The 22,699-nt window shown below is 71.5% G+C and carries 18 protein-coding genes; 4 read left to right on the forward strand and 14 right to left on the reverse strand.

Going from position 1 to position 22,699, the window contains the following annotated elements; genetic code table 11:
- Nucleotides 1-97: 97 nt before the first annotated feature.
- From ACZ5XZ_RS32895 to ACZ5XZ_RS32910, 4 genes are all read right to left on the reverse strand, one after another.
- On the reverse strand, nucleotides 98-2,434 hold the full coding sequence (locus ACZ5XZ_RS32895; RefSeq protein WP_468984793.1) for an FtsX-like permease family protein: 2,337 nt from the start codon (nucleotides 2,432-2,434) through the stop codon (nucleotides 98-100).
- Nucleotides 2,431-3,117 (reverse strand): ABC transporter ATP-binding protein, encoded by a 687-nt coding sequence (locus tag ACZ5XZ_RS32900; RefSeq protein WP_468984795.1) that lies wholly within the window; start codon nucleotides 3,115-3,117, stop codon nucleotides 2,431-2,433. The genes ACZ5XZ_RS32895 and ACZ5XZ_RS32900 overlap by 4 nt, the downstream gene beginning before the upstream one ends.
- 180 nt (nucleotides 3,118-3,297) lie before the next feature.
- Nucleotides 3,298-3,576 carry a type II toxin-antitoxin system antitoxin gene (locus tag ACZ5XZ_RS32905; RefSeq protein ID WP_468984797.1) on the reverse strand — a complete coding sequence of 93 codons (279 nt, stop codon included), beginning with the start codon at nucleotides 3,574-3,576 and terminating at the stop codon, nucleotides 3,298-3,300.
- Nucleotides 3,577-3,658: 82 nt separating this feature from the next.
- Nucleotides 3,659-4,630: an SPFH domain-containing protein gene (locus ACZ5XZ_RS32910; protein ID WP_468984798.1), complete on the reverse strand. Its 972-nt coding sequence runs from the start codon at nucleotides 4,628-4,630 to the stop codon at nucleotides 3,659-3,661.
- Between the two features lie 309 nt (nucleotides 4,631-4,939).
- On the opposite strand from ACZ5XZ_RS32910, the gene ACZ5XZ_RS32915 reads away from it, so the two are divergent.
- Nucleotides 4,940-7,225: a transglycosylase domain-containing protein gene (locus tag ACZ5XZ_RS32915; protein WP_468984801.1), complete on the forward strand. Its 2,286-nt coding sequence runs from the start codon at nucleotides 4,940-4,942 to the stop codon at nucleotides 7,223-7,225.
- Nucleotides 7,226-7,319: 94 nt separating this feature from the next.
- On the opposite strand, the gene ACZ5XZ_RS32920 is transcribed toward ACZ5XZ_RS32915, so the two are convergent.
- The 6 genes from ACZ5XZ_RS32920 to ACZ5XZ_RS32945 all read right to left on the reverse strand — a co-directional run bounded on the left by ACZ5XZ_RS32920 (nucleotide 7,320) and on the right by ACZ5XZ_RS32945 (nucleotide 16,560).
- Complete coding sequence (locus ACZ5XZ_RS32920) at nucleotides 7,320-8,783, reverse strand: catalase (RefSeq protein WP_468984803.1); 1,464 nt, start codon at nucleotides 8,781-8,783, stop codon at nucleotides 7,320-7,322.
- A gap of 170 nt (nucleotides 8,784-8,953) precedes the next feature.
- The gene (locus ACZ5XZ_RS32925) at nucleotides 8,954-11,407 is read right to left on the reverse strand and encodes a SpoIIE family protein phosphatase (RefSeq protein WP_468984805.1); all 2,454 of its coding nucleotides are present in this window, start codon (nucleotides 11,405-11,407) and stop codon (nucleotides 8,954-8,956) included.
- Between the two features lie 47 nt (nucleotides 11,408-11,454).
- Nucleotides 11,455-12,138, reverse strand: a complete 684-nt coding sequence (locus tag ACZ5XZ_RS32930; RefSeq protein ID WP_384432342.1) for a class I SAM-dependent DNA methyltransferase — start codon at nucleotides 12,136-12,138, stop codon at nucleotides 11,455-11,457.
- 211 nt (nucleotides 12,139-12,349) lie between these two features.
- Nucleotides 12,350-13,090, reverse strand: coding sequence for a cytidylyl-2-hydroxypropylphosphonate hydrolase (gene fomD, locus ACZ5XZ_RS32935; RefSeq protein ID WP_468984807.1), 741 nt, complete (start codon nucleotides 13,088-13,090; stop codon nucleotides 12,350-12,352).
- 163 nt (nucleotides 13,091-13,253) lie between these two features.
- Nucleotides 13,254-14,699, reverse strand: a complete 1,446-nt coding sequence (locus ACZ5XZ_RS32940; RefSeq protein ID WP_468984808.1) for a class II fumarate hydratase — start codon at nucleotides 14,697-14,699, stop codon at nucleotides 13,254-13,256.
- A 187-nt stretch (nucleotides 14,700-14,886) separates the two neighbouring features.
- On the reverse strand, nucleotides 14,887-16,560 hold the full coding sequence (locus ACZ5XZ_RS32945) for a fumarate hydratase (RefSeq protein WP_468984810.1): 1,674 nt from the start codon (nucleotides 16,558-16,560) through the stop codon (nucleotides 14,887-14,889).
- Between the two features lie 176 nt (nucleotides 16,561-16,736).
- Between ACZ5XZ_RS32945 and ACZ5XZ_RS32950 the strand changes: the two genes are divergently transcribed.
- Both ACZ5XZ_RS32950 and ACZ5XZ_RS32955 read left to right on the forward strand, forming a co-directional pair.
- Entirely contained in the window at nucleotides 16,737-17,627 is an 891-nt protein-coding gene (locus tag ACZ5XZ_RS32950) for a DUF1707 SHOCT-like domain-containing protein (RefSeq protein ID WP_468984813.1), read from the forward strand.
- Nucleotides 17,628-17,879: 252 nt separating this feature from the next.
- The gene (locus ACZ5XZ_RS32955) at nucleotides 17,880-18,239 is read left to right on the forward strand and encodes a WhiB family transcriptional regulator (protein ID WP_384432330.1); all 360 of its coding nucleotides are present in this window, start codon (nucleotides 17,880-17,882) and stop codon (nucleotides 18,237-18,239) included.
- Nucleotides 18,240-18,317: 78 nt separating this feature from the next.
- On the opposite strand, the gene glpX is transcribed toward ACZ5XZ_RS32955, so the two are convergent.
- Complete coding sequence (gene glpX / locus ACZ5XZ_RS32960) at nucleotides 18,318-19,349, reverse strand: class II fructose-bisphosphatase (protein WP_235445352.1); 1,032 nt, start codon at nucleotides 19,347-19,349, stop codon at nucleotides 18,318-18,320.
- A gap of 204 nt (nucleotides 19,350-19,553) precedes the next feature.
- Between glpX and ACZ5XZ_RS32965 the strand changes: the two genes are divergently transcribed.
- A complete protein-coding gene (locus ACZ5XZ_RS32965) occupies nucleotides 19,554-20,090 on the forward strand; it encodes a DUF4245 domain-containing protein (RefSeq protein WP_468984921.1) in 537 nt (178 codons plus the stop codon).
- Nucleotides 20,091-20,232: 142 nt separating this feature from the next.
- On the opposite strand, the gene ACZ5XZ_RS32970 is transcribed toward ACZ5XZ_RS32965, so the two are convergent.
- The 3 genes from ACZ5XZ_RS32970 to xseA all read right to left on the reverse strand — a co-directional run bounded on the left by ACZ5XZ_RS32970 (nucleotide 20,233) and on the right by xseA (nucleotide 22,667).
- Complete coding sequence (locus tag ACZ5XZ_RS32970) at nucleotides 20,233-20,826, reverse strand: malonic semialdehyde reductase (protein ID WP_468984815.1); 594 nt, start codon at nucleotides 20,824-20,826, stop codon at nucleotides 20,233-20,235.
- 283 nt (nucleotides 20,827-21,109) lie between these two features.
- On the reverse strand, nucleotides 21,110-21,421 hold the full coding sequence (locus ACZ5XZ_RS32975) for an exodeoxyribonuclease VII small subunit (RefSeq protein WP_468984816.1): 312 nt from the start codon (nucleotides 21,419-21,421) through the stop codon (nucleotides 21,110-21,112).
- A 10-nt stretch (nucleotides 21,422-21,431) separates the two neighbouring features.
- A complete protein-coding gene (gene xseA, locus ACZ5XZ_RS32980; RefSeq protein ID WP_384492211.1) occupies nucleotides 21,432-22,667 on the reverse strand; it encodes an exodeoxyribonuclease VII large subunit in 1,236 nt (411 codons plus the stop codon).
- Nucleotides 22,668-22,699 lie beyond the last annotated feature (32 nt).

Here is a 22,699-nt window from a genome sequence, read left to right on the forward strand (position 1 = left end):
GGGAGGCGTGGTGGGGGGGGGTGGGTGGGGTGGAGCACGGAACGACGCGCCCCTCCCCCCCCCCCCCCCCCCCCCCCCCCCCCCCCCCCCACGCCGCTCACTCCGTCCGCAGCCCGTCGGAGCGCATCATCCGCCACAGCGGCGGCAGGCTGAAGAGGGTGACCAGCACCACGAGCGCGGCACCGGCCGCGGGCAGCGGCCAGACCACCGACCAGTCGAAGGCCGACTTGCCCGCCATCCTCAGCAGCGCCACGCCCAGCCCGGCGCCGCCCGCCAGCGCCAGGGCGAGCCCCAGGGCGACGGGGACCGCGGTCTGCCACAGCACCGACCAGCCGAGCGTCGCCCGCCGGGTGCCGAAGGCCACCAGCACCGACAGCAGCCGGCGCCGCTCGCGCAGTTGCTCCAGCGTCGTCACCAGCATGCTGGCGGCGATCAGCGCCAGCGTCGCGGTGGCGGCGATCAGCAGCCCGGTGCGCACACTGGAGAACTGCTTGTCGCGCTCCAGGTCCTGCAGCGTGTGGACGGCCATCAGCGGGTCGATCCGGGCGGCGGTGTTGCGTACGTACTCGGCGGCGTCGGTGACCCCCGGAGCGGTCTTGACCATCGCGCGGGCCGTCGGGTCGTCCAGCGCGGCGGTGTCCAGGGCGCCCGGGGTCGCGAAGATGCCGAAGGCCATCTGGCCCGAGGGGTCCTTGCGGGAGTCGACGACGCGGGCGGACTTCGGGATGGTCCACAGCCGCGGGGCGCCGCCGGGTTCGCCGGTGCGCACGTCCCGGTTCAGCAGCACCCGGGCGCCGGGCCGCGCGGTCTGGAAGATGTAGTCGCTCTCGACCATGCCGTTGCTGTCCTTGACGACGAAGACGTCGCCGTCCTTGCAGGAGCCGGTGTGCGCCAGCTCGCCCAGGGTGGGGCAGTCGCCGACGGTGACCTGGGTGGTCGGGGCGAAGTCCTCGCCCTTGCGCACCGGGCCGGGCCGGGAGGCGGAGGACTCGATGGTCGCGATGACGCCGCGTACGCCCTCGGTGCGGCGGAACTCGCCGATCATCTTCCGGACCGTGGCGACGTCGTGGGACGGCAGCGCCACGCTCAGCTGCGCCCGGGTGGGATCCTGCCCGGTGACCTTCAGGAAGTCGTGCTGGATCGCGGAGAAGAACAGCTGCAGCGCGATGGCGCCGGCGACCGCGACGGTGATGCCGCTGACCGCGCGGGCCGCCGCTCCGCTGCCCAGCTGGAGCCGGCGGGTGGCCAGCTGCCAGGGCACCGGGCCGCCGGTGAGGCGCCCCACCACCGCCTCGACGAACCAGGGCAGCAGCAGCGTGATGCCGAACAGCACCAGCACCGCGCCGCCCGCGATCAGATACGGGTTGACCGCTGTGTCGTCGCCGCCTACCCGCCCGTTGGACAGCAGCACGGCGATGCCCACGAGCGGCAGCGGCAGCCGCCACCACAGCCGGCGCCGCCGCCCGACGCTGTTGCGCACCACGCCCAGCGGTTCGATGGCCACCCCGCGCAGCGCGAAGAGGGTGACGCCGACGGCGCAGAGCGGGACGGCGACGGCGACCAGCGCCGCCAGGGCCGGGGCCGGCGTCAGATCGCCGGGGAAGGCGTTGACGTCCCAGACGGTGACCGCGCCGGCCGCCTGCCGTACGGCCAGGAACATCGCGGTGCCCAGCAGCAGCCCGCAGACCGCGCCGAACAGCGCCTCCCCGGCGGCCGTCCAGCGCACCGTCCGGATGTCGGCGCCGATCAGCCGCAGCGCCGCCAGCCGCCGGTCGCGCCGCTCGCCGCCGAAGCGGACCGCGGTGGCGATGAAGATGGCCACCGGCATCAGCAGCACCACACAGGCCACGATGATCAGTACCAGCAGTACCGGATCCATCGCCTCGGGCACCGTCCGGCTTCCGAAGCCGTCGATGCGGAAGGCGCCGTGCTCGGTGGTCAGGGCGTCGCTGACCGCGTAGTACGCCAGCTCGCCCGGCCCGACCAGGCCCGGCTCGCCGATGGTGCCGGCGGTGGTGAAGCGCAGCCGCTCGCGCAGCAGCTTCCCCTCCGGTGCCGCGAGCAGCTCCGCGAGCGCGGGGGAGACCACCATCTCGCCGTCGCGCGGCAGTTCGCGTACGCCGGGGGGAGTGGGGGCGCCGGGCCCGTCGGGGCGCAGCAGCACGCCCCTGACCGACTGGCCGCGGAAGGACGTCTGGGCCTCGGCGTAGAGCAGGGTCGACCCGGAGCGCTCGATCGGCCGCTCGCCGGCGACCGCCACCCGGGCGTCGCCGCGCTGCTGGCGGGCGTCGAGGATCTGCGGGATCGACGCGGCGCCGAGCAGCAGCATCACCCCCAGCCCCACCCCGAGGGCCGTCAGGACCGTACGGACCCAGCCCTCGCGGCCGCCGCCGGCCGCGAAGCGTACGCCCATGGCAAGGCTGCGGGCCCTCATGCCGCGCCCGCCGTCTCCCGGGCCACGCCGTCGCGGACGACGATCTCCCGGTCGGAGTAGGCGGCGACCCGGGCCTCGTGGGTGACCAGGACGACGGCGGCCCGGGTGTCGCGGGCGGCCTCGGTCAGCAGGGTCATCACCCGCTCGCCGTTGAGCGAGTCCAGGGCGCCGGTGGGCTCGTCGGCGAAGACCACCCGGGGCGTGCCGGCCAGTGCCCGGGCGACGGCGATCCGCTGGCCCTGTCCGCCGGAGACCTCGCCGGGCCGCTTGTCCCGGACGTCGTCGACCTCCAGGCGCTCCAGCCAGGTGCGGGCCTGCCGTTCGGCTTCGCTTCGTTTGGTGCCGTTCAGTCGCAGGGGTAGTGCGACGTTCTCCAGGGCGGTCAACTCCGGTACGAGTTGGCCGAATTGGAAGACGAAGCCGAAGTCGGTGCGGCGCAGGGCGCTGCGTTGGGCGTCGTTCATGGCGGTCAGTTCGCGCTCGCCGTAGCGGACGGTGCCGGAGTCGGGGGCGATGATCCCGGCCAGGCAGTGCAGCAGGGTCGACTTGCCGGAGCCGGAGGGGCCCATGACGGCGACGACCTCGCCCGGGTGGATGGAGAAGTCCGCGCCGTCGAGAGCGGGGGTGGAGCCGTACGCCTTGTGCAGCGCGCGGGCGTCGAGCAGGGAACCGGCCGGGGTCATCCGCGGGCCTCCGGGAGTGCGGGCAGGGGGCATCGCCCTGGGTGTCCTGTGGGCATGCCGAGCACTCTACACGAGGTGTATACGCACGATGTATAGACGCGGTGTTCAGTGGTGGGGTACGGCCTTCGGGGGGAGGGCGGGACACCGCCGGGTGCGGTGTCCGGCGCGCCGATGGCGGGCTCAGCCCTGGGGCGGGTCCGGCTCCGGCGCCTTGGGCGGCCGCCCGCGCCGCGGGATCGCCCCCGCCCCCCGGGGCAGCCGCCCCGCCTCCGACAGCGCCTTGCGCAGCAGGAACTCGATCTGCGCGTTGGCGCTGCGCAACTCGTCGTCGGCCCAACGGGCCAGCGCGTCATGGATCAGCGGGTCCAGCCGCAGCAGCACCTGTTTGCGCCGCTGCGGCCGTCGCGCGGGGGCCGGCTCGCCTTCGGTGCCGGACCCCTCGGGAGTGTCGGCGCTCATGCCGAAGCCTCGCTTCGCCCGGCCTCACATTCGCTCGGCGCGCACCTGTCGACGGTGCGCTCGCTGCGCTCGCTGCGCTCGCTCACTGGTAGAGCGAGCCCGTGTTCAGGACCGGCTGGGCGGCCCGGTCGCCGCAGAGCACCACCATCAGATTGCTGACCATGGCCGCCTTGCGCTCCTCGTCCAGCTCGACGATGCCCTGCTCGCTGATCCGGTCCAGCGCCATCTCGACCATGCCGACCGCGCCCTCGACGATCTGCTGGCGGGCCGCGACCACCGCACCGGCCTGCTGGCGCTGGAGCATCGCGGAGGCGATCTCGGGGGCGTAGGCGAGGTGGCTGAAGCGGGACTCGATGATCCGTACGCCGGCGGCCTGGACCCGGGCGGTCAGCTCCAGGGCGAGCTTCTCGGTGATCTCCTCGGCGTTGCCACGCAGCGACAGGGCCTCCTCGTCGTGCGCGTCATAGGGGTACTCGATCGCGATGTGCCGGACGGCCGCCTCGGTCTGGGTGGCGACGAACTCCAGGAAGTCGTCGACCTCGAACAGCGCCTGGGCGGTGTCCTCGACCTGCCAGACGACGATCGAGGCCAGCTCGATCGGGTTGCCGTAGGCGTCGTTGACCTTCAGGACCGCGGTCTCGTGGTTGCGCACCCGGGTGGAGATCTTGCGGGCGGTGGTCAGCGGGTTGACCCAGCGCAGGCCGTCGGTGCGGATCGTGCCGACGTACCGGCCGAAGAGCTGGATGACCCGGGCCTCGCCGGGCGCGACCATCTTCACGCCGGTCATGCAGAAGAAGGAGCCGAGCAGCACCAGGATGCCGGCGATGACCAGCGGCACGCCGACCGCGTGGTGGCCGGCGTTGCCGAGGACGCCGCCGACGATGATCGCGGCGATGCCGAGCCCCACCCCGAGCACGGTCAGCAGCAGGGCGAGGCCTCCCGGGATGCTGTGCGCCGGGGTCTCGCGGACCTGCGGGCGCGGCATCTCGGGAGCGTCCACCGCGAGCTCGCCGTCGGGGCCGGTGGTGGGCTCGGCCGTTGTCTGGTCGGTCATGAAGATCCCCGTTCCTCCGGATGCGGCACGTGATGTCCGCCGCAATCGGTGATGTCGCCGGTCTAGCAAAGTGATAACACTTTAACCCTGGGGTGGGCGGGGTGTCCACCGGTGCGCAGGGGGTCGATCGCCGGTAAGTCCGCAGGTGAAGCGGGGGCGACGCAGAACACCCACCTTGGGGTTCCGTCGGCGTGGGTGCTGTTTGTCACGCCAGGAAAAGCCTTGATCGATGAGTATTTGTTGACAGATGCGGTGTTAGCTTCAACAGCTGAGTTAGCTGGGGGCGGAACGACTGGAGTTGTCGAAGCGATGGGCCGAGCGGAAGCGAGAAGGGCGCGACAGGGGAGCGCCCGCCGGACCAAACCGAAACAGAGGAAGTCCGGTATACGCCGCCTCTTCACCTGGAAGAAGATCCTCGGAACCTTCCTCGGGGTGTGCCTGTTGGGCATCCTCGGCTTCGTCGGACTGTACCTGTACGTCGAGGTGCCCGACGAGGGCAACAAGGACGCCCAGTTGCAGAGCAACGTCTTCAAGTACGCCGATGGCAAGGTCATGGCCCGGGTCGGCGAGCTCAACCGCGAGAGCGTCCCGCTCGAACGGATACCCAAGGACGTCCAGTACACCTTCGTCGCCGCGGAGAACAAGACCTTCTTCGACGACTCCGGCGTCGACCTGAAGGGCACCGCACGCGGCATCCTCAACACCCTGCTGGGCCACGGCAAGCAGGGTGGCTCGACGATCACCCAGCAGTACGTCAAGAACTACTACCTGAGCCAGGAGCAGACGGTCAGCCGCAAGCTCCAGGAGATCGTCATCTCGCTCAAGGTGGACAACAAGCTGGGCAAGGACAAGATCCTCGCCGGCTACATCAACACCAGCTACTACGGCCGCGGCGCCTACGGCATCCAGGCCGCCGCGCAGGCCTACTACGGCGTGGACGTCGAGAAGCTCACCGTCTCGCAGGGCGCCTACCTCGCCTCGCTGCTCCAGGCGCCGAACCAGTACGACTGGGCGCGGGCGACCAAGGACGGCCAGAAGCGGGTCAAGGAGCGTTGGGCCTACACCCTCGACAACATGGTCGAGATGCACTGGCTCTCCAAGGAGGAGCGCGCCAAGCAGCACTTCCAGGTGCCCAAGGACCCCAAGCCGCTGCCCGGTCTGACCGGCCAGACGAGCTACATCGTCGACGAGGCCAAGCGTGAGCTCTTCGCGCAGGGCGTGGACGAGAAGCAGTTCGAGCGCGGCGGCTGGACGGTCACCCTCGGGATCGAGAAGGACAAGCAGAAGGCGCTGGAGAAGGCCGTACAGCACAAGCTGACCGCCGACCTCAAGCCCAAGAGCCGCAAGGTGGACGCGGACGCCCAGCTCGGCGCCACCTCGGTGGACCCCAAGACCGGCCACGTCGTGGCGATGTACGGCGGCGAGGGCTACCCCAAGCACTACACCAACAACGCCACGCGCTCCGACTACCAGCCGGCGTCCACGTTCAAGCCGCTGATCCTCGCCTCGGCGATGGAGAACAACGCGGTCACCCAGGACCACCTGCCGATCAACCCGAACACGATCTACGACGGCCGCAACCGCCGCCCGGTCGTGGGCGGCACCATCCCCTTCGCGCCGCCCAACGAGGACGAGCAGGAGTTCGGCAAGATCAGCGTCCAGACGGCGACCAACAACTCCGTCAACGCGGTCTTCGCGCAGATGGGCCAGGACGTCGGGCTGGAGAAGGTCAAGAAGACCGCGGTGAGCCTGGGCATGGACGGCTCCAAGATGGAGGCCCGGCCCGCCATGACGCTGGGCTCCATGGGCGCCAGCCCGCTCCAGATGGCCGCGGCCTACGCCACCCTCGACAACCACGGCAAGAAGGTCACCCCGACGCTGGTGACCAAGGCCGTGCACCCCGTCGACGGCGTCGACACCGAACAGCAGCTGAAGGACCCGATCGGCGAACAGGTCCTCAGCCGCACCACCGCCGACACCATCACCTCCGTCCTCGCGGGCGTGGTCAACGACGGCACGGCCACCTCCGCCGTGAAGAACACCGCCTACCACGCGGTCGGCAAGACCGGCACCTCCGACGACAACAAGTCGGCGTGGTTCGTGGGCTACACGCCCAAGCTGGTCACCGCTGTGGGCATGTTCGGCGAGTCCCCCAAGGGCGGCGCCCAGGTCACCCTCAAGGGCACCGGAGGCGGCGGCCGGGTCAACGGCGGCGGCTACCCGGCCCAGGTGTGGGCGGCGTACAACGAGGACGTGCTCGGCGGCGACACCGGCGCGGACTTCGACCTCGACACCGACCTCGGCGCCGGGGTGCCCCCGACCAGCACGCCCACGCCGAGCAACACCCCCTCGTCGACCCCGACGCCGTCCGGCACACCCAGCGGTACGCCGACGCCGACCCGGACGCCGACCAGCAGCCCGTCGCAGTCCGAGTCCGGCCGGCCGTCCGGCCGTCCCTCCCCGAGCGACTCCTCGTCCGGCCCGCCGACCGGCGGCACGACCGGCGGTGACACCACCGACGGCGGGACGACGGACGGCGGCACCGGGCAGGACACCGGCGGCACCGAGCCCAACAGCCTGCCCGGCTTCCACTGACGCCGCACGCCGTGCGCGCACACACCGCGGCCCCCGCCTCGATGGGCGGGGGCCGCGGTGCGTGTGCGGGCGCTCCGGCCGGCGCTTGTGGCGCTCAGCCCCCGTTCACCTTCTTGGCGATCCGGTCGCCCACGCTCTTGTCGATGTTGCGCCAGTACTGAACCGCGCGCTCCAGCACCGGAGTGCTGACGCCGTTGCGCAGATGGCCGGAGACGTTGTCGACGAGGCGAGCGCGGGCGGCGTCGTCCAGGACCTCGCGGACCATCGTGCCCGGCTGGCCGAAGTCGTCGTCGTCCGCGCGCAGCGAGTACGCGTCGCGGACCATCTCGCCGGCGGTCTCCCAGCCGGCGGCCCGGTCGAAGCGCTCGGGGTCGGCGGCCGGCCCGCCCTTGGAGTTCGGCGCGTACGGCGCGCTCACCCGGGCGGGGTCGAAGCGCATCGGGCCGTCCTTGGCGTAGGAGTGCACCGGGACATGCGGCCGGTTCGGCGGCAGCTGGGTGTAGTTGGGGCCGATGCGGTACCGGTGGGTGTCCGGGTAGGAGAAGATCCGGCCGAGCAGCATCTTGTCGGGCGAGACGCTGATGCCGGGGATGAGGTTGCTGGGTTCGAACGCGGCCTGCTCGATGTGGATGAAGAAGTCGTCCGGGTTCTTGTTGAGGGTCATCCGGCCGACCTCGATCAGCGGGTAGTCCCCGTGCGGCCACACCTTGGTCAGATCGAACGGGTTGAAGCGGTAGTCCGCCGCGTCCTCGAACGGCATGACCTGCACATACAGCGTCCACGAGGGGTGGTTTCCGCCCTCGATCGCCTCGTACAGATCGCGCCGGTGCGCGTCGGGGTCCGACCCGGCGAGGCGGTCGGCCTCCTCCTGGGTGAGGAAGTCGATGCCCTGGTCGGTCTTGAAGTGGTACTTGATCCAGAACCGCTGACCGCTCTGGTTGATCCACATGTAGGTGTGGGAGCCGTAGCCGTTCATGTGGCGGTAGGTCCTGGGGATACCGCGGTCGCCCATCAGCCAGGTGACCATGTGCGCGGACTCCGGGGACAGCGTCCAGAAGTCCCACTGCATGTCGTTGTCGCGCAGGCCGTTGTCCGGCCGCCGCTTCTGGGAGCGGATGAAGTCCTGGAACTTGATCGTGTCGCGGACGAAGAAGACCGGCGTGTTGTTGCCGACCAGGTCGTAGTTGCCGTCCTCCGTGTAGAACTTGAGCGCGAAGCCGCGCGGGTCGCGCCAGGTGTCCGGGCTGCCCTGTTCACCGGCCACGGTGGAGAAGCGGGCCAGCATCTCGGTCTGCTTGCCGGGCTGGAAGACGATCGCCTTGGTGAACTGGCTGACGTCGTTGGTGACCTCGAAGGTGCCGTACGCGCCCGAGCCCTTGGCGTGCACCACCCGTTCGGGGACCCGCTCGCGGTTGAACTGGGCCATCTTCTCGATCAGGTAGTGGTCGTGCAGCAGGATCGGGCCGTCGCGCCCGACGGTGAGCGAGTGCTCGTCGCTCTCCACCGGGACCCCGGCGTTGGTCGTCGTGCGCGGGACGTCGCGAGCGGTGCTGGTCATGGGTGGAAATGCCTCCCATTCGACTGGGGTGTCGGGGCGGTAGGTGTAGTAGGTCCCTTTTGCCCACCCAAGCAGTCAACGCCTCCGACGGCATGTCGGCAAGAGTTGGACCCCGTCCGATCTCAGACGGGGTCCAACATGTGGGATGCGGGCCGGGCGCCCGCCGGACGTCAGCGGCGCACCGACCCCGGCGGCATCGACAGCTCGAACCAGACGACCTTTCCCATGCTCAGACGGGTCGCGCCCCAGCGCCGCGCCATCCGGTTGACGAGGTACAGGCCCCGCCCGCCCTCGTCCGACGGCCGGGCCTGGCGCAGCCGCGGAAGCTGCGGGACATCGTCGCCGACCTCGCAGCGCAGCACGTCCGTACGCAGCAACCGCAGCGTGATCGGCCGCTCCGCGTACCGCACCGCGTTCGTCACCACCTCGCTGACCAGCAGCTCCAGTTGGTCGGTCAGCTCCTCCAGGCCCCAGCGCGCCAGTGCCCGGCGGGCCAGCCGGCGCGCCTGCCCCGCCGTCTGCGCCTTCGGATCCAGATACCAGTACGCGACATCGCTCGGCGCGATCCCGTCGAACCGGGCCGCCAGCAGCGCGATGTCGTCATCGCGGTCGCCGGGCCCCAGCATGTCCAGCACCTCGTCGCACAGCGGCTCCAGCGGCGGCGGATGAGGGCCCGTCAGCCGCGCCGTCTCCGCCAGCCGCTCCCGCAGCTGCTCGATACCGGTCCACACGTCGCGGATGCGCGACTCGACCAGGCCGTCGGTGTACAGGACCAGCGTGGCACCGGCCGGGGCGTCCAGCTCCACCGCCTCGAAGTCCACCCCGCCGACGCCGATCGGCGCGCCCGACGGCACCCGCAGCACCTCGGCACGCCCGCCGCGGTGCAGCATCACCGGCGGCGGATGGCCCGCGTTGGCGATGGTGATCCGGTGCGCCACCGGGTCGTAGACCGCGTACATGCAGGTCGCCATCCGGTCCGTGCCCAGCCGCTGGGCCTGCTCGTCGAGGTGGTGCAGCACCTCCTGCGGCGGCAGGTCCAACCCCGCCAGGGTCTGCGCGGTGGTCCGCAGCTGGCCCATGATCGCGGCCGAGGTCATCGAGTGCCCCATGACATCGCCGACCACCAACGCCACCCGGCTGCCCGGCAGCGGGATCGCGTCGTACCAGTCGCCGCCCACCCGGGCCGTCTCGGCGGCCGGCAGATAGCGGCTGGCCAGCCGGACCCCGGTCGGCTGCGGCAGCGAATCGGGCAGCATCGTGCGCTGCAGCGCGTCGGCGATATACGCCTCGCGGCCGTAGAGCACCGCCTTGTCCACACCCAGCGCGGTGTGCGTCGCCAGCTGCGCCGCCACCAGCAGATCGTCCGGTTCGAACGCCGGCCGGTCCGGGCGCCGCAGGAACACCGCCGCACCGATCACCCGCCGCCGGCCGCGCAGCGGCGCCAGGATCACCCGGTGCCCGCCGGGCAGCCGCGGATCGGGCCCCAGCAGCTCGGGCAGCGCCGTACGCGCCGCCTGCGCCTCGCCGAACAGCGGCCGTACGCCCCGCAGCACCTCGGCCAGCGGACCGCCGGGCCGCACCTCCGCCAGCTCCGCGGCGCTGCCGCCCATCGCCGGCCCCAGATCGGGCTGCGCGGGCAGCATCGGCAGCCGGCCGCCGTTGGTGTCCGGCTCCTCCGGAATCCGGTCGGTGCGCCGCAGCCGCAGCACCACCGGGCCGGTCGGACGCTCGTCGCCCACCGGCAGCGGATCGCGCAGATAGACCAGGATCGCGTCGGCGAACGTCGGCACCGTCGCCCGGCACAGGCCGAGCACGATCTCGTCGAGGTCTATGCCGCGGGCGATCCGCCGCGTCGCCGCCCCGATGAACCGCAGCCGGTCGCCGCCCGCCTGCCGGGCCGCCGCCACCTCACCGCTCTCGCCCGGGTGCGCCGAGCGCGCCGGGGGAGCCGGCGGCAGCGGAGCGGGCGGCAGACTCTCCGGCGGGCCCGCGGGAGCCGGTACCTGCGGCCCGGTGGCCTCCCCGGCCGCCGTCAGCGACGGATCGCCGCCCCGCGGCCGCGACCGGCCACCACCATCGGGTCCGCCGCCCTCGCGCGGCCGCCCGACGCCCTTCTCCCGCGGACGCTGCCCGTGGTGCGGCTCCTCGCCCGACTCCGGTGCCCCGGCGCGGTTCACCGCGCCCGGCATCCGCCGCCCGGCCCGGGCCGTCTCCCGCCCCGCGTCCGGCACGCCGCCTTCCCGCCCGCTCGCCGGCATGGCCACCTCCCCGTATGAGTCGCCGTACGCCTCCCCGTACGGGATGGCGGCGCCGTCCCGCGCCGCACCATGGTCCGCGACCGGCTCGTCGTCGGCGTGCCCGAAGTTCCCGGCACGGCCGGCCGGCGGACCCGCCGAGGCCGTGACGGCGGCACCGGACAGGCCGAGGTCGTCACCGCCGCGCACCGCGAAGCCGCTGCCCGGCACCGGGCTGACCCCGGTCGCGGCGGGCTGCTGCAGGGCGCTGCGCGGGTCGGGGACCGCGCCGAGCGGCGCCGTCCCGCCCGGCCCCCGCGCAGGGGACGCCGAGGGCGCGGCGGTCGAGGCCGACCGCCGCAATTCGTGGGAGGTGGGGTGCTCCGTCACGCGTGGGATTCCATCCGTCCGGGGCTGCGCGCTCGACGCGCTGCGTCTCAGGCGCTTCGCAGGTGCAGAAAGAGCTGGATCTCGGGTGGTACGTCCGTACTCGCCGGGGCGTATGCGTAGGCATCCTCCCCGACGACGTCGAAACCCGCGTCGTGCACGACCCGGCGCAGGTCGTCCCGCAGGTAACCCGATACCCGGATCGAGTTGCCCAGGAACGGAATCGTGAAGTCGTCCACATCCGCCTCGACCATCGACAGGGCGAGCAGCCCCTCGGGGCGTAGCAGATCATGCAGCATGCCCAGTGCGTAAGGGATTTCGGCACGAGGCAGCATCAGCAGGGAGAAATAAGCCGCGATTCCGTCGAAAGAACCGGCCCCGCCGAGCCGGCCGCCGCGCAGATCGGCGATGTCCAGCCGGTGGAACTCCGCACCGGGGACGTTGTCCCGGGCCAGCTTGACCATCGAGGGCGAGAGGTCGACACCGACGACGCGGTGCCCGGCCTCCGACAACTGACGGGCGGTCGGCAGGCCCGTCCCGCATCCGAGGTCCAGGATGCGCGAGCCGGCCGGCAGGGCACCGGCCAGCCAGGCGCCCGAGGCGAGCTGGCCCTCCTTGTGGGGGAAGGCGTCGTCATACCGGTCACCGATCGCGTCGAACGCCTCGGCCTGACCGGCCCGGTCCAGTGCTAACCGGTTCAGACCCTCGTACCCGTCGTAGCTCTTCGCGCTCACGACCTCGCCCCTCCTGTGACCGCGGTCAAGTTCGTTTTCCCGTTCTGGAGTTGCGCCTGTGCAGGCTTGCGGAGGACGATCCTACGTTTGAAGCCCCAGGGCGCAGCAAGGGGGCTCGGCCCCGCTTCTCGCATGGCGGGAAACAGCTTTGCCCATAGGCGCACCTTTCCACGGTTCGCCCCCTTCACTCCCGTCGATTCACTTCACACCCTCACGACCGCAAACGTTCCGGCGCACGGTCCCAGTCCTCGGGCAGTCCCGGGACGCCCCAGGCCGGATCGGGCCGCCAGTCCTCCCACCCGTCTGCGAAGGGCCCTCGCCAGGCCGAGATCTGGGCGATCGCCGCCCGTCCGGCCGATCTGACCTCGGCGGCCCGGGCGGGCGTCATCAGCCCGTCCCGCTGCGCCTGCGCGAACTCGTCCTCGTCCCGCCACTCCCAGTGCCGGTCGGGGTAGACGCAGAGGTCGAGGAAGTGGTCCTCGGAGTCAATGCCGCCGGCCCAACGGCGCCGCGGCTCCTCCAGGTTGACGTACCAGTTCTTGAACTGCCAGCCACGCTCCCAGAACAGCCACACCGACCAGGGGTCGCCGGGCCGCGCCAGCTTCAGCACCCCCGTGCCGAACCACTGGTCGCGGACGGTCCGGCGGGGTTTGGTGTAGCGGGTGGACAGTGGTTCGCGGTGCACGGGCGTGCCGTCGGCGAGCACCGGCTTGACGCAGGGGGTGCCGGGCGCCATCCACGCCGCGAACAGCTCCGGGGTGTCCTGGACCACGGTCATCGGACGGCAGATGTGGAACTGCTCGGGATGGGCGTTGTCGCGATAGCGCCACAGGATGTGCTCCCCCGCGGCCCAGCGCCCCGCCGCCGCGCCGTCCGTCGCGCGCCTCGCCCCGGCCGTTCCGCCTTCGCCGGCCGTTTCGCCTTCCGTCGTGTCCACCATGTCCGCTGTCATGCGCAGATCTTAGAGGCGCGGGATTACGGCCGCCGTGACGTGAGCCGCACCCGGCGTTACGAGCGCGGTAACGCGCGCCGCGCGCGCCGTAACGAACGGGCGCCGGCGACGCGCGCTACGGGGTGCGCCGCGGCCGCGCGCTACGCGGCGCGGCGAACGCGTGTTACGGACGGGTCATCCGCAGCACGTCCAGCGCCTCGTCCAACTGCTCTTCGGTCAGCAGCCCGTGCTCGACGTACCCGCCCTCGATGACCACCTGGCGAATGGTCTTCCGCTCGGCCAGCGACTTCTTCGCGACCTTCGCGGCCTCCTCGTACCCGAGGTACTTGTTGAGCGGAGTGACGACCGACGGCGACGACTCCGCGTACTCCCGCGCCCGTTCGACGTTCGCCGTGATCCCGTCGACCGTACGGTCCGCCAGCAGCCGCGCCACGTTCCCGATCAGTCGGATGGACTCCAGCACATTCCTGGCGATGACCGGCAGCATCACGTTCAACTCGAAATTGCCGGCCGCCCCGGCCGCGGCCACCGTCGCGTCGTTTCCGGTGACCTGCGCCGCCACCATCAGCACCGCCTCGGGAATCACCGGGTTGACCTTCCCCGGCATGATCGACGACCCCGGCTGCAGATCCGGCAGCGCGATCTCCGCGAGCCCGGTCCGCGGCCCCGAGGCCATCCACCGCAGATCGTTGGCGATCTTCGTCAGCCCCACGCCGATGGTCCGCAGCTGGCCGCTGGTCTCCACGATGCCGTCGCGCGCCCCCTGCGCCTCGAAGTGGTCGCGCGCCTCCGTCAGCGGCAGCCCCGTGGCCCGCGCCACCTCGGCGATCACCGCCGCCGAGAATCCGGGCGGCGTGTTGATGCCCGTGCCCACCGCCGTACCGCCCAGCGGCAGTTCCGCCAGCCGCGGCAACGAGGCCCGCAGCCGCTCCACGCCGTACCGGACCTGGGCCGCATACCCCCCGAACTCCTGCCCCAGCGTCACCGGCGTCGCATCCATCAGATGCGTCCGCCCGGACTTCACCACGTCCGCGAACTCCGCCGCCTTCCGCTCGAACGCCGCCGCCAGATGCTCCAGCGCCGGAACGAGGTCGTTCAGCACGGCGGAGGTCGCCGCGATATGGATCGACGACGGAAAGACGTCATTGGACGACTGACTGGCGTTGACGTGATCGTTGGGGTGCACGTCCCGGCCCAGCCGCTCGCTCGCCAGCGTCGCGATGACCTCGTTGGTGTTCATGTTCGACGACGTCCCGGACCCCGTCTGGAACACGTCGATCGGGAAGTGTTCGTCCCACCGGCCCTCCGCGACCGCGGCGGCGGCCCCCTGAACGGCCTCGGCGATGTCCTTGTCCAGCACCCCCAGCTCGCCGTTGACCTTGGCGGCCGCCCCCTTGATACGGGCCAGCGCCTCGATGTGCGCCCGCTCCAGCCGCTGCCCGGAGATCGGGAAGTTCTCCACCGCGCGCTGCGTCTGCGCCCGCCACTTGGCGTGCGCGGGCACCCGCACCTCGCCCATGGAGTCGTGCTCGATCCGGAAGGCGGTGGAGCCGCCGGGGCCGGGGGTGTCACCGAGGCCGTCGACGCTGCCGAAGTCGTTTTCGCTCATACCTGTTTCAGTACCCGGGCCCCCCGATCTGTTCCCGGATCCCGAAATCCGCTCACCTAACGGCGCACGGACGCAGGGGCAGTTCGAACGGTCTGCCGATTCAGGGGGCCGGTGCGCCGGAAGCGGAACGGCCACCGCCCACTCGGCGTGGAGGGTGGCCGTTCGTGCCGCGGCGCGCTTCGTCGGGTCAGTCGGCCCGGCGCACCGGGATGCTGGTGAATGTCGGCGCCGGGGCCGGGTCCTGGAAGAAGTCGTTGCCCTTGTCGTCGACGACGATGAAGGCGGGGAAGTCCTCGACCTCGATCTTCCAGACGGCTTCCATGCCGAGCTCCTCGTACTCCAGGACCTCGACCTTCTTGATGCAGTCCTGGGCCAGGCGCGCGGCCGGCCCGCCGATGGAGCCGAGGTAGAAGCCGCCGTGCGCGGCGCAGGCGTCGGTGACCTGCTGGGAGCGGTTGCCCTTGGCCAGCATGACCTTGGAGCCGCCGGCCGCCTGGAACTGCTCGACGTAGGCGTCCATACGGCCCGCCGTCGTCGGGCCGAAGGAGCCGGAGGCGTAGCCCTCGGGGGTCTTGGCCGGGCCCGCGTAGTAGACCGGGTGGTTCTTGAGGTACTCCGGCATCCCCTCGCCGGCGTCCAGGCGTTCCTTGATCTTGGCGTGGGCGATGTCGCGGGCGACGACCAGCGTGCCGGTGAGCGACAGACGGGTCTTGACCGGGTGCTTGGTCAGCTCGGCCAGGACGTCGTCCATCGGGCGGTCGAGGTCGACGGCGATCGCGTCGAGGTCGGGGCCCGCGCCCTCGGTCAGTTCGGCGTCGGTGGTCTCGGGAAGGAAGCGGGCCGGGTCGGTCTCCAGCTGCTCCAGGAAGACGCCCTCGGCGGTGATCTTCGCGACGGCCTGGCGGTCGGCGGAGCAGGAGACGGCGATGGCGACCGGGCAGGACGCGCCGTGGCGGGGCAGGCGGACGACGCGGACGTCGTGGCAGAAGTACTTGCCGCCGAACTGCGCGCCGATGCCGATCTTCTGGGTCAGCTCGAAGACCTTCTCCTCCAGCTCCTTGTCACGGAAGCCGTGGCCCGTCGGGGAGCCCTCGGCGGGGAGCTCGTCCAGGTAGTGCGCGGAGGCGTACTTGGCGGTCTTGAGGGCGTACTCGGCCGACGTGCCGCCGACGACGATCGCCAGGTGGTACGGCGGGCAGGCGGCCGTGCCCAGCGAACGGATCTTCTGCTCCAGGAACTTCATCATGGAGGCCTCGTTGAGGACCGCCTTGGTCTCCTGGAAGAGGAAGGACTTGTTGGCGCTGCCGCCGCCCTTGGCCATGAACAGGAACTTGTAGGCGCCGCCGTCGGTCGCGTACAGCTCGATCTGCGCCGGGAGGTTGGAGCCGGTGTTCTTCTCGTCCCACATCGTCAGCGGGGCCATCTGCGAGTAGCGCAGGTTCAGCTGGGTGTAGGCGTCGTAGATGCCGCGGGAGAGGGCTTCCTCGTCGCCGCCCTCGGTCAGGACGTGCTGGCCGCGCTTGCCCATCACGATCGCGGTGCCGGTGTCCTGGCACATGGGCAGCACGCCGGCCGCCGCGATGTTGGCGTTCTTGAGCAGGTCGAGCGCGACGAAGCGGTCGTTGGCGCTGGCCTCGGGGTCGTCCAGGATCTTGCGGAGCTGGGCGAGGTGGGCCGGGCGCAGGTAGTGCGAGATGTCGTGCATCGCCTCGGCGGCCAGCTTGCGCAGCGCCTCCGGCTCCACCTTGAGGAACGTACGGCCGTCGGCCTCGAAGGTGCTCACGCCCTCCGAGGTGACGAGTCGGTACGGGGTGTTGTCCTCACCTACGGGGAGAAGGTCGGTGTAGGCGAATTCCGGCATCGAAGGTCATTCCTTACTCGGAGGGGTCCGGCTGGCATCTACGGCAGCGCCTGAACAGCGTAGAACCCCGACCGGCGGACGCCGCTGTGAGGTAGGGCTCAGTCGGCGGCCGGTCCGGCCATGACTCATCGGACAGACCCTAGTCGCGATCTATCGCGTTTCGGTACGCTGGGGCGGTGGATGCAGACAACGGGGGACGACCGGGCCCCGAGACCCCGCCCGGACCGCTTCAGGAGCATGACCCGCGGCCGGAGCGGCGGCCCGAGCCGCAGCCGGTGGAGCTGACCAAGCCGGCGGCCGCGCCGGTGGCCGAGGCCGACATGCGGGCGTCCGACGCGGACCGCGACCGGATCGCCGGGATCCTGCGCGAGGCGCTGGCGGAGGGGCGGCTGGACCCCGAGGAGCACGCCGAGCGGATCGACACGGTCTACCGCGCCAAGACCATGGGCGAGCTGGAGCCCGTCATCCGGGACCTGCCCGTGGCGGACGGCGCCGGCGCGCAGCCGGCGGGCCCGGGGACGTATGCGGCCGAGCCCGGCGGCCCGGCCCCGGACCAGAACCTCGTCGCGATCTTCAGCGCCTCCGTCCGCAAGGGGCGCTGGCGGGTCCCCGCGCGGATCAACGCGGTCGCGATCTTCGGCAGCGTCGAGATCGATCTGACCGAGGCGGTCTTCCCGCAGCAGCAGGTCCAGATCAACGTCACGGCGATCTTCGGCAGTGTGGAGATCCGGGTCCCGGAGAACGTCACGCTGCGCAGCAGCGGATCCGGCGTGCTGGGGAACTTCGAGATCCACACGAACGAGGCGGAGGACGCCGACGCCCCGCAGCTCCTGGTCAACGGCTATGCCGTGCTGGGCAACGTGGAGGCCAGGCCGAAGCGCGGCGCCTGGGTCAGCGATCTGCGCGACCGGCTGCGCGAGGGGCACCGGGAGATGCGCCGGCAGCTGCGCGAGGAGCACCGCGAGCGCCATCAGCGGTTGCGAGAGGAGCAGTGGGAGCGGCACATACGGATACACGCCGACCGGCGCGAGCGCCGGGACCGCTTCCGCAAGGGGCTGGGCGGCTGACGGCCGACGGCCCGTGAAGGGGCCGGGCGGCAAGCGGCTCCCTCGCGGGGGCCGGAGGGCGGGCGGCGGGCTATTTTCGCGTTTTCGCGAAGTCTCGTTTCCGCACGATCGCCACGGTGTGCATAAGCGTGCGCACCGTGGGTAGGGCTGGTGCATCGTCTCTCGTACGGCTGCGGGGTGCGGAAAAAGGCCGTGCGCAGCGAGACGGGCAAGGGTGATTTCTCTCGCCGAAGCCGTCGTCAGGAGTAGACCGTGCTGCTACCGCATCAGCCCCTGCAGGATGCCGCTGTCGTTCCGTCCCCGCGAGTGCCTGCGCGCGACGAGGCCGGCCCCTGGCATTCGGAGGCGGTGTGCCGCCGGGACGAAGCCGGGCTGTTCTTCGCCCCGTCCAAGGAGCCCACCGCCGCGCGGCTGGCCAGGGAAGAAGCCGCGAAGCGGGTCTGTGCCCGCTGTCCGGTGATGGTCGAGTGCCGGGAGCATGCGCTGCTCCAGCCGGAACCGTACGGCGTGTGGGGCGGTCTGACCGCGGCCGAACGCCGGGTCGTGCTGACCCGGCGACGGCGCCGCGAGTCCGAGCTGCAGCGCACGGCCCATATCCCCGCCGCGGGCTGACCGCCGGGACCGTATGGGCCACTTCGCCCCCGCCGGAGCTTCTCCGACGGGGGCGAAGTGCGTGTCACCGGGGCGTCGTCAGCTGGGGCGCTCGAAGTCAACCGAGCTGTACGCGCGCAGCTTCGACAGCCGGTGCTGGGAGTCGATCTGCCGGATGGTGCCGGACTTGGACCGCATCACCAGGGACTGGGTGTAGGCGTTCTCGGCGCGGTATCGGACGCCGCGCAGCAGCTCTCCGTCGGTGATGCCGGTGGCGACGAAGAAGACGTTGTCGCCCTGGACCAGGTCCTCGATCTGGAGCACCTTGTCCAGGTCGTGCCCGGCCGCCAGGGCGCGCTCGCGCTCCTCGTCGTCCTTGGGCCACAGCTTCCCCTGGAAGGAGCCGCCCAGACACTTCAGCGCACAGGCCGCGATGATCCCCTCGGGCGTACCGCCGATGCCCAGCAGCAGGTCGACGCCGGTGCCCTCGCGGGCCGCCATGATCGCGCCGGCGACATCTCCGTCGGCGATGAACTTGATCCGGGCCCCGGCCTCCCGGACCTCCTTGACCAGGCCCTCGTGGCGGGGCCGGTCCAGGATGACCACGGTGACGTCCTCGACGGCGGACTTCTTCGCCTTGGCGATCCGCTTGATGTTCACCGCCACCGGGGCCGTGATGTCGACGAAGTCCGCCGCCTCCGGGCCGGTCGCCAGCTTGTCCATGTAGAAGACCGCGGACGGGTCGAACATCGAGCCGCGCTCGGCGACCGCCATCACGGAGACCGCGTTCGCCATGCCCTTGGCGGTCAGCGTCGTACCGTCCACCGGGTCGACGGCCACGTCGCACTCCGGGCCGGTCCCGTCGCCGACGCGCTCGCCGTTGTAGAGCATCGGGGCGTTGTCCTTCTCGCCCTCCCCGATGACCACCACGCCGTTCATCGAGACGGTGTGGATCAGGGCGCGCATCGCCTTGACCGCGGCGCCGTCCGCACCGTTCTTGTCGCCCCGGCCCACCCAGCGGCCCGAGGCCATGGCGCCGGCCTCGGTGACCCGTACGAGCTCCAGGGCGAGGTTGCGATCCGGGGCCTCGGGGCTGACCTCGAGTTGGGACGGGAGATGATGCTCGGTCATCGAGCGCACCTTTCTGAACGGCGACGGCCGTGAGGATGAGGGTAGGTATGACCTTATCTCCAGGTCGCCAAATTGAGCAGGGGGCCCTTCGCATGAGCGGCGTCGGGGGAGGCCGGAGCCCGGGCGTTTGTGCAGGTGACGGCCGTCACCAGGGGGCCTGTCGGCTCGGCCGCCGGCATGGGGGACCATAGGGGCGTGGCAGGTATGCGAGGCAGGCAAACGGTGCGGGACATGGTCCTGTCGCTGGCGGTGATCGGCGTCCTGGTCGGGGCGATCTACTTCTTCATCCCGCACGACGACAGCGCCGACGCGGAGATGGGCGCGGTCAAGAGGGTCGACTACCGCGTCGAGCTCATCACGGCCCGCAGGGCGGCGCCCTACCCGGTCGCGGCGCCCGAGGGGCTGCCCAAGACCTGGCGCGCCACCTCGGTCTCGTACAAGGCGTCCGACGACGGCAAGGGCGGCGCCTGGCATCTGGGCATGCTCGACCCCGAGCAGCAGTACGCGTCCGTCGAGCAGAGCGACGCGACCGCGAAGGACTTCATCAAGGACGTCACCCTCGGCGCCACGAAGGTCGCGGGCAAGCAGGCCGTCGGCAGCAAGAAGTGGGACCGCTACCAGGGCGAGAAGTACCGGGCGCTGGTCCGTGAGGAGTCGGGGGTGACCACGGTCGTCACCGGCACCGCGCCCTACGGGCGGCTCGCGGACCTGGCGGCCGCACTCGTGGCCAAGAAGGGCTGAACGAGCCAGGGGCCGGGCGGGCTCGGACCAGCCGGAGCCCGGTACGCGACGAGGCCGCCGCACCCACGCGGGTGCGGCGGCCTCGTCGTTGCCGGGGCGTTGTCCGGTGTGCTCGGACGTCGGCGGTCCTGGCCGGATGGGCTCAGACGCTGGTGACGGCCTCGTCGAAGCCCAGGCGCGGCGAGCGCGGGAAGAACGCGTCGGCGCCGGGCTTGCCGATGTTGATGATCAGGAACGACTTCTGCTTGCCGTCGCCGAAGAACTCCTTGTCGACGCCGGTGAAGTCGAAGCCGGTCATCGGGCCCGCGGCCAGGCCGGCGGCGCGGATGCCGACGATGAAGTAGCCGGCCTGGAGGGTGGCGTTCTGGGTGCCGGCGACCTCGCGGGCGGCGGCCTCGGCGAAGTAGGTGTCCTTGATGTCCGGGAGGGCCGGGAAGAGCCGCGGCAGGTGCTCGTGGAAGTCCAGGTCGACCGAGAGGATCGCGGTCAGCGGCGCGCTCAGCGTCTTCGGGCCGTTGGCGCCCATGGCGTGCTGTACCAGGCGCTCGCGGGCCTCCTGCGAACGGACCAGGGTTATCCGCAGCGAGGACTGGTTGAAGGCGGTCGGGCCGAACTTCACCAGGTCGTAGATCGCCTGGACCTGCTCGTCCGTCACCGGCTCGTCCGTGAACGTGTTGGCGGTCTGGGCCTCGCGGAAGAGGAGGTCCTGGGCGGCGGCGTCAAGGGCGAGAGACATAAGGGCACCTCGGTGAGTCGGGTGGGATCAGGTTCGAAACCACTGTAATCCGGATAGATTAAGTTTCAACTAAATTCGGATGATTGTGATCTGGTTCACGTGTGAGGGTAGCGCGTTTCCGTGATTCGGAAGCGGGTTTCCGGAAGGTGGAGGGGGTTGGGGAGCGAGAGGAGCTGGAGGAGCTGGAGGAGCTGGAGGAACTGGAGGCCGGAGGGGCTGGAGGCCGGAGGGCCTGGAGGGTCCGGCCCCGCAGTGTCGACGATGGCGACGCCCCGGGCGGCGCCTACGGGCGCTCCGCGCCTCTCTCCGCCCCCGCCTCCGCTCCGTCCGGCGACTCCGCCAGTGCGGCGTCCAGCCGGGCCCGCGCCCCGTCCAGCCAGCGGCGACAGACCTTCGCCAGCGCCTCCCCGCGCTCCCACAGCGCCAGCGACTCCTCCAGCGTCGTACCGCCCGCCTCCAGGCTGCGGACGACCTCGATCAGCTCGTCCCGCGCCTGCTCATAACCGAGCGTGGAGTCCACCGGTGCCACCTGCGCCGGTGCGCCGGCCGCGTCCTGCCCCGCGTCCACCAGGCCGTCCGTCTTCGCTTTCGCCATGTCTCCCACCCTATGCGCCAGGTGTGACAGCGCCCTCGGCGCCGCTTACCCGCACCCTGAATTCGCCCTCGGCCACCCGGGCCCGCAACTCCTCGTCCGCGCCGACCTCTTGGGGGGAGCGCACCGCCGCGCCGTCCGTCTTCTGCAGCACCGCGTAGCCGCGCTCCAGCGTCGCCTTGGGGGAGAGCGCGACCACCCGCGCGAGGGTGTGCGCCAGCTCGGAGTCGGCACGGTCCAGCAGATGGCCCAGGGTGCGCCGCCCGCGCTCCAGCAGGGCCGTGACCTGCTCCTCGCGCTCCTCGACCATCCGCTGCGGCCGCTGTATGCAGGGCCGGTGCAGCGCCGCGGCCAGGCCCCGCTCCTCGCGCTGCACAAAGCCGTCGACCGCCCGGAAGGCCCGGTCCCGCAGCTGCCGGATCCGGGTCAGCTCCTCGCCCACGTCCGGCACCACCTTCTTCGCCGCGTCCGTCGGCGTCGAGGCGCGCAGATCGGCGACCAGGTCCAGCAGCGGGGTGTCCGGCTCATGGCCGATCGCCGAGACGACCGGCGTCGCCGCCGCGCCCACGGCACGGACGAGCTGCTCGTCGGAGAACGGCAGCAGATCCTCCACGCTGCCGCCCCCGCGCGCCACGATGATCACGTCCACCTCGGGCAGCGCGTCCAGCTCCTGGACCGCCGCGATCACCTGCGGCACCGCGTGCACGCCCTGCACGGGGACGTTGCGCACCGCGAAGCGGACGGCGGGCCAGCGGTGCCGGGCGTTCTCCAGGACGTCGCGCTCCGCGGCGCTCGCCCGGCCGCAGACCAGCCCGATCAGCTGCGGCAGAAACGGCAGCGGCTTCTTGCGGTCCGCGGCGAAGAGCCCCTCCGCCGCCAGCGACTTCTTCAACTGCTCCAGCCGGGCGAGGAGTTCACCCACGCCGACCGGCCGGATCTCGGCGGCCCGCAGCGACAGCTGGCCGCGCGGGGCGTACCACTCCGGCTTGGCGTGCACCACCACCCGGGCGCCCTCGCTGATCACGTCGGCGACCTTGTCGAAGACCTGGCGGTAGCACGTCACGCTCAGCGAGATGTCGTACGAGGGATCGCGCAGCGTCAGGAAGACGACCCCGGCGCCCGGCCGCCGCGAGAGCTGGGTGATCTGCCCCTCGACCCATACCGCGCCGAGGCGGTCGATCCAACCGCCGATGAGCCGGGACACCTCGCCGACCGGGATCGGCGTTTCCGGGGACGTGGAGACAGCCATACGAGCGAGACTAGCGGCGGGCACCGACAGCG

It is taken from the genome of Streptomyces sp. NPDC033270, from assembly GCF_055576575.1.